At 70.4% G+C, this 6086-nt stretch carries 8 protein-coding genes; 3 read left to right on the top strand and 5 right to left on the bottom strand.

Annotated elements, in window-relative coordinates:
• The coding region (locus tag AB0K09_RS28405) for a hypothetical protein (RefSeq protein WP_366068273.1) at positions 1 to 239 on the bottom strand (239 nt) is incomplete at its 3' end.
• 295 nt (positions 240 to 534) lie between these two features.
• Between AB0K09_RS28405 and AB0K09_RS28400 the strand changes: the two genes are divergently transcribed.
• Complete coding sequence (locus tag AB0K09_RS28400) at positions 535 to 1323, top strand: phosphotransferase (protein WP_366068272.1); 789 nt, start codon at positions 535 to 537, stop codon at positions 1321 to 1323.
• 55 nt (positions 1324 to 1378) lie between these two features.
• On the opposite strand, the gene AB0K09_RS28395 is transcribed toward AB0K09_RS28400, so the two are convergent.
• A complete protein-coding gene (locus tag AB0K09_RS28395; RefSeq protein ID WP_366068271.1) occupies positions 1379 to 2224 on the bottom strand; it encodes a hypothetical protein in 846 nt (281 codons plus the stop codon).
• A 113-nt stretch (positions 2225 to 2337) separates the two neighbouring features.
• A complete protein-coding gene (locus AB0K09_RS28390) occupies positions 2338 to 2781 on the bottom strand; it encodes a nuclear transport factor 2 family protein (RefSeq protein WP_366068270.1) in 444 nt (147 codons plus the stop codon).
• A gap of 16 nt (positions 2782 to 2797) precedes the next feature.
• On the opposite strand from AB0K09_RS28390, the gene AB0K09_RS28385 reads away from it, so the two are divergent.
• The gene (locus AB0K09_RS28385; protein WP_366068269.1) at positions 2798 to 3394 is read left to right on the top strand and encodes an HD domain-containing protein; all 597 of its coding nucleotides are present in this window, start codon (positions 2798 to 2800) and stop codon (positions 3392 to 3394) included.
• Between the two features lie 76 nt (positions 3395 to 3470).
• Positions 3471 to 4463 carry a magnesium and cobalt transport protein CorA gene (locus AB0K09_RS28380; protein ID WP_366068268.1) on the top strand — a complete coding sequence of 331 codons (993 nt, stop codon included), beginning with the start codon at positions 3471 to 3473 and terminating at the stop codon, positions 4461 to 4463.
• Between the two features lie 58 nt (positions 4464 to 4521).
• Here AB0K09_RS28380 and AB0K09_RS28375 read toward each other — a convergent pair whose 3' ends face one another.
• Together AB0K09_RS28375 and AB0K09_RS28370 are read right to left on the bottom strand one after the other, a co-directional pair.
• Positions 4522 to 5361, bottom strand: coding sequence for an SDR family NAD(P)-dependent oxidoreductase (locus AB0K09_RS28375; RefSeq protein WP_366068267.1), 840 nt, complete (start codon positions 5359 to 5361; stop codon positions 4522 to 4524).
• Between the two features lie 178 nt (positions 5362 to 5539).
• The coding region (locus AB0K09_RS28370) for an NmrA family NAD(P)-binding protein (RefSeq protein ID WP_366068266.1) at positions 5540 to 6086 on the bottom strand (547 nt) is incomplete at its 5' end.

Below are 6086 nucleotides of genomic sequence, written 5' to 3'. Positions count from 1 at the left end.
GCGGCGTCGGCGGCCTTACCGGTGGCCTTAACACTGGCCTTTCCAAAGGTCTCGCCGGTGGTGCTGCCGGGGGTCTCGTTCCCGGCGCCAATATCAGCGCCCTCGACCTCATGAACGGCCCCCAGCTCAACGGCGATCTGTTCAGCAAGGTGCCGCGGGTCTAGCAGCGTTGCTCGGCCCGCGTCCTGGTCGTTGTCGATCTCGGCGGGCGGGACGTGTCCGAGGCCGTGTCCGCGCATGCCGTTGCTGTCACCGCGGAGACCGATGACCTCCGCGTGACGCAGAGCCTGGGGTCAGCGAAGATCTTGTCCCACTCGGCGAACGGCGAGTTCGTTGCCTCGGCGGTTGCCTTGCGTTCCCGGGTGCCCTTCTTGTTCAGTGTCCAGGCTTGTCCAGTGTCCAGGTTCAGGTAGCCGAATTCGTCCAGACAACAGCTCACAGGTTCGATTACGCCAACAGCGGCATGTCTCAGATCCACACCTTCCAAACGACATATCAGGTGATCGCGGCGGGCTCATCCGCCACACTGGCTCGATGCAGCACGAAGACGAACAGCCGTTGTCCGGCGGCAACGTCAGCGACGGTGTCGTTCGCGTCGGAGACACCGTCCGCCGTCCGACCGGCCCGTGGACTCCCGCAGTGCACGCCTTGCTCAGCCACCTGCACGAGGTGGGATTCCACGCGGCGCCCCGCCCGCTGGGCATCGACCACCAGGGGCGTGAGGTATTGACCTTCGTGCCGGGACATGTGGTCTGGCCCGACCGGTTCTCCCTGCTGGAACCCACCCGGCAACTGGCCCGTGTGGCACGACTGATCCGGGACTTCCACGATGCCGTGCAGGACTTCACGCCACCGCCCGACGCGCACTGGCAGGAGCTGATCCCCGCCGAGGGCAGCGACATCATCGCTCATCACGACCTGGCACCGTGGAATCTCGTGATCGGCGGCGGAGCCCAGTGGGCCTTCATCGACTGGGACACCGCCGGCCCCGGTTCCCGCCTGTGGGACGTCGCGTATGCCATGCACGGGTTCGTCCCGCTGTCCGCGCATCCTGACCGGCAACACCCCGACGCTGCGGACCGGCTTCGGGTCTTCGCCGACGCCTACGGCCTCGGCGAAGCCGAACGCCGCAGGCTGGTGCCTCTGCTGGGGCGCCGTACCCGGTCCATGCACGACTTCCTGCGCGACCGGGCGGCCCAGGGCGTCCGGCCCTGGTCGGCGTTGTGGGCCGCAGGCCACGGCGACATCTGGCGGAGCGACGCCGAATACATCGAGCAGCGCGAGGACCTATGGTTGCGCGCCCTGCTGGCCGCCGACTCCTGACGGTCTACCCGCTCCCGGCGCCTTCGAGCCGATCCTGGGCGTCCTCACGGACCGCTCAGCAGTCGAAGCGATGGGCCGTCGGCCAGCCGGGGCAGCTGCGGCAGATGAAGACGTAGACGCCCCCGACGTCTCCCATGGGCATGCCGTGGCTGTTGTCCGCATAGGGATCGTCGTCGCGTTCCTCCACCGGGAGCCAACGGCCGGCCGACTCGCTCGCCGAGACGGTCAGCAGGTGCTCCATCGGCGCGCCACAAGCGCAGTCCGGCCAGTCGGGAGGCTGCGTCCAGCCGGGGTATCCGCCGACCTTGCTCTGCTGGGTGGTGTACGCGTCGTAGTAGGAGATGCCGGTGGCCTCCACCAGCGCGTCGCTCCACTCGCCCACGTCCTCGGACAACTCCTCGGGCAGGTCCCAGTTCGGGTACTCCACTGCCTCGGTGGGATGCACCACGCAGGGCCGTGGGACGAAGTCCTCCTCGAACTCGCGCGGCATCGGCGGTTCCTCCAGCAGTGGCCGGGACCGCAGCTCGGCGGCGGACCGCCAGCGCAGCACGGGCACCGGCGACCACTGGTCGTCGTCGGAGTGGAGCAGCGGGCACCACAGCATCTGCAGCACGTCGGTGCCGGGAGGGAAGACCAGGGCCGGGACGTCGCGTGCGAAGAGCTGCAGCACGGGCACCATGGTCACGGGGCCCGGACCGGGGGCCGGGAAGTAGTGGTCGGTCGCCGCGCAGGCCGGCCACTTCTCGTCGGCCGGCCACAGGAGTGGTCCGCCCAGGGAGCTGTCCCCCCGCCCGGGGGTGCCGATGCGCGGGTACAGCAGCGTGGTGGCACGCGCATACGGCACGAGCGCGGGAAAGTGTTCCGTGATGTCCAGCGGTGCCGGCGGAACGGTGAAACTCATGATCGCCTCCAAACCGGCACATCGTAGACGCGAGGGCGCGTTCGCCCTCCACCCAGCCCACAGGGAATGCCGCGGGCCGCCGGAGTCCGGACCCGCTCGCTCCGAATCGCCCGTCAGGCCACGAACCAGACCCGCTCGATCCGCTCCGCTCCCACCTCGTACATCGCCACGGCCGTCCGCACCTGGTCGCCCATGAAACCCGTCACCCGCTCCTGGTCGACGACGATGCGGCCGTGGCGTACGCGCGAGACCAGCTCGGCGTGCAGATCGGGGCTGCCGGCGAAGAGCCGGCGGTAGCGCTCCCGGAAGGCGGGCCCGGAACAGTCGGCGAGCACCTCGCCGGACGGGAAGGCGTGGACGGACACGTCCTCGACGTAGTACTCCATGAACTTCTCGAGGTCGCGCGCGTTGTAGGCCGCGAGCTGGCCGTCGACGACCTCCTCGGGAGACACCCGGAACAGGGCAGACATGGTGGTGGCGGTTCCCTTCCGTCGGCGCCCGGACGGCGCGATCGAGACCAGCGCGATCGGGACCGGCGCGAGGGCGATCGCACGCATGGGCGAGAATCGTGCCATGAGACTAGACGATCTTGTTGTTCCGGACTCCGCGGCCTGCTCGGCGGCCCGGGAAGTGGCCGGCGCGTATTGCTCGCCCGCCCTTCTGAACCACTCCATCCGCTCCTACCTGTGGGCCGCGGCCCACGCGACGGCGCACGACATCGCCTTCGACCCGGAGCTGCTCTACGTGGCCTCGCTGCTCCACGACCTCGGGCTGGTGCCGGCGTTCGACAGCCACACCGTGCCCTTCGAGGAAGCCGGCGGTCATGTCGCGTGGGTCTTCGCGGCGGCCGCCGGATGGCCGGCGGAGCGGCGAGAGCGCGTCTCGCAAGTGATCGTCCGGCACATGTGGAGCAGTGTGGACGTCGCCCGGGACCCCGAAGGCCATCTGCTGGAGTACTCCACCTCGCTGGACATCTCGGGCCGAGGCGTGGACGCCCTCCCCGAGGGCCTGCGCGCCGAGGTCCTGGCGCGGTATCCGCGCCTGGGGCTCGCGGAGGAGTTCGTCACCTGCTTCCAGGACCAGGCCGACCGCAAGCCCGGCAGCGCGGCGGCGTCGGCGATCGGCGCGGGCATCGCCGGGCGCGTCGCCGCGAACCCGCTCGACAGCTGAAGGCGACCGGGCCGCGCCGGACAGCGGGCGAGACCGTCACCGGCATGAAGTCGGCGCCGTGAAGCATGCGAGAGGTATGTGGTGTCTGATTTACCGGGAACGGGGCGGCGACGCCGAGAAGGTCGACTGCGATCAGGCGGACGGTCACTGCCGCAGGGTCGTCAAACGCCTGCGGGAGCTCGGCGGGGAAACGTTCGGATGGGTCCATCTGGCCGACCCCGACGAGCGGGAGCTCACCGAGATCGCGTCCGAGCTGGGGCTCCACCCGCTGGCCGTCGAGGACGCGGTGCGCGACCAGCACCGGCCCAAGCTCGAACGGTACGGCGACGACGTGCTCGCCCTGGGGCTCAAGCCCCTGCGGTACGTCAAGGAGACCTCCGCGGTCGAAACCGGCCGGCTCATGGTCTTCCTCGGCCCGCGCCACATCCTCACGGTCCACCACGGCCCGGCCGATCCGGCCCCGGAAGCCGCCCGGCGGCTGGAGGCCGACCGCACGACCCTGCGGTTCGGCCCCGCGGCCGTGCTCCACGCCGTCCTCGATGTGACCGTCGACGCCTACACCGACGCCGGGCGGAGCGTCGGCGACGACCTGTCGGAGATCGAACGGCGCGTGTTCTCCGCCACGCGCGACGACCTCACCGAGGAGATCTACTCGCTCAAGCGGGAGGTGCTGGAATTCCGCGACGCCGTACAACCGCTCGTCGGCGTGCTGCAGGACCTCACCGACCGCCGGTCGCGCTGGCCGCAGGAAGCGGCACCGTACTTCCGCGACGTCGCCGACCATCTGCACCACGGCCACGCCGAGGTCCGCTCCATGGACGAGCTGCTCAACTCGGTGCTGGACGCACACCTCGCCCGGGTGGGGACCTGGCAGAACGACGACATGCGCCGCATCTCCGCGTGGGCCGCCATACTCGCCGTCCCCACCATGGTCGCCGGGCTCTACGGGATGAACTTCCAGCACATGCCCGAACTCCACTGGGCCTACGGGTACCCGTGCGCCCTGGGAGTAATGGCCCTCGCCGCGGGGGCGCTGTACCGGGCGTTCCGCCGCAACGGCTGGCTGTGACGGACGGCCCGGGCCCCACCGCGGGCGGCACCGCGCCGAGTACCGCTCCGAGTACCGCTCACCCCGGCGCCAGGCGGCTGAGGGACTCCCACGCCCGGTACTGCTCACCCCGCGCGCGATGCATCTCCTGGACGAGGTCGAACGAGTTGCCGCCCACGACCAGACGCCGTGGCGGATCCGGCAGCTCGGCCAGCTTCATGATGACGGGCGCCGCGGTGCTCGGGTCCGGACCCGCGTCGTCGCCCCACATCTCCGCCAGCTCGGCGCGCAGCGCCTCGTAGGCCGGATCCGGGGCGGTCGCCGTGGTGCCGGCCGTGAAGAGCCCCGTGGCGTAGCCGCCCATCTGCACGCTGGTGACCTTGACGCCGAACCGTTCGACCTCCATCGCCATCGCCTCGCTGAACGAGTCGAGCGCCGCCTTGCCCGCCCCGTAGAACCCGACGGACGCCATGCCGCCGCCGCTGCCCATCGAGGTGATCTGGAGGACGCGCCCGGAACCCTGGGCGCGCAGAAGGGGGATGACGGCCTGGGACACCCACACCGCGCCGAAGAAGTTGACGTCGAAATGGTCCCGGACCTGTTGCTCGGTGGCCTCCTCCACCATGCCGTACAGCAGACCCCCGGCGTTGTTGACGACGACGTCGAGCCGGCCGAAGGCGGCTGCCGCACGCTCAACCGCCTCGAAGACGGCCCGGCGGTCGGAGACGTCGAGGGGCATCGGCAGGAGATCGTCCGGGTACTTCTCGCTCAGTTCCGCCAGCGGCTCGACGTCGCGAGCGGCCGCGACGACGCGGTCCCCGGCCGACAAGGCCGCCTCGGCGAACGCACGACCCAGGCCGCGGGAAGCGCCGGTGATGAACCAATTCCTGGTGTCCGACAGGGAGAACCACTCCTTCATCCGCGGGTGCGAGTTGCACCCCTCTTTGACGAGACGATCCGTATCGTCTCGTTAGTGTGATGATAGCCGACCGCACAGATGCACGCCAGGGGTAATGGGGAGTCAGGGAGTGAGAACCGGGGGAGGGGTGGGTGAAGCGGCTCCCCCTCTCCCGGCTCCCGGCCCAAGAGGGAGTCCGTCAGGGCCGGAAGGCGTCCGCGTTCTCGTCCGCCCATTCCGCGAAGGTGCGGGCCGGGTGGCCGGTGAGTTCCTCGACGGCGTCGGTGACGGTGTCGGGCCGGCCGTCCGTCTCGGCTGCCAAGGCGAGCAACGCGTCCGCCAGGGCGGGCGGCAGGAACCCGGAGACCGAGGCCTTCCACTCCTCGGGGCCGACGTGGTTCACCGCGATCGGCCGGTCGGCCGCCTTCCCGATGACGGCGACCTGCTCGGCACCGGTGAGCGACTCGGGCCCGGTGAGCCGGTAGGCCTTGCCGCGCAGGGCCGGGGTGGTGAGCACGGCGAGGGCCGCGTCCGCGATGTCCGCCTCGTGGATGACACTCAACTCACCGTTCGGATAGGGCAGATCCACGGCACCGGCCGTCTTGACGGCCTGCGCCCAGCCGAGTGCGTTGCTGTCGAAGCCGCCCGGCCGCAGGAACGTCGCCTCGATCCCGGACGCCTCCAGGGCCCGCTCGACGTTCAGATGCATCGCCGCGATGGCGTTGTCCTCGGGGTGCGGGTGCAGT

The sequence above is a fragment of the Streptomyces sp. NPDC049577 genome, from assembly GCF_040675635.1.
Taxonomy (GTDB): domain Bacteria; phylum Actinomycetota; class Actinomycetes; order Streptomycetales; family Streptomycetaceae; genus Streptomyces.
This window is presented reverse-complemented; position numbering and strand designations above follow the sequence as displayed.

What these genes read in the sequence shown, in the direction of transcription:
- AB0K09_RS28400 (WP_366068272.1), top strand. Translation starts at nt 535, where the DNA reads ATGCAGCACGAAGACGAACAGCCGTTGTCCGGCGGCAACGTCAGCGAC.
- AB0K09_RS28395 (WP_366068271.1), bottom strand. Translation starts at nt 2,224, where the DNA reads ATGAGTTTCACCGTTCCGCCGGCACCGCTGGACATCACGGAACACTTT.
- AB0K09_RS28390 (WP_366068270.1), bottom strand. Translation starts at nt 2,781, where the DNA reads ATGCGTGCGATCGCCCTCGCGCCGGTCCCGATCGCGCTGGTCTCGATC.
- AB0K09_RS28385 (WP_366068269.1), top strand. Translation starts at nt 2,798, where the DNA reads ATGAGACTAGACGATCTTGTTGTTCCGGACTCCGCGGCCTGCTCGGCG.
- AB0K09_RS28380 (WP_366068268.1), top strand. Translation starts at nt 3,471, where the DNA reads ATGTGGTGTCTGATTTACCGGGAACGGGGCGGCGACGCCGAGAAGGTC.
- AB0K09_RS28375 (WP_366068267.1), bottom strand. Translation starts at nt 5,361, where the DNA reads ATGAAGGAGTGGTTCTCCCTGTCGGACACCAGGAATTGGTTCATCACC.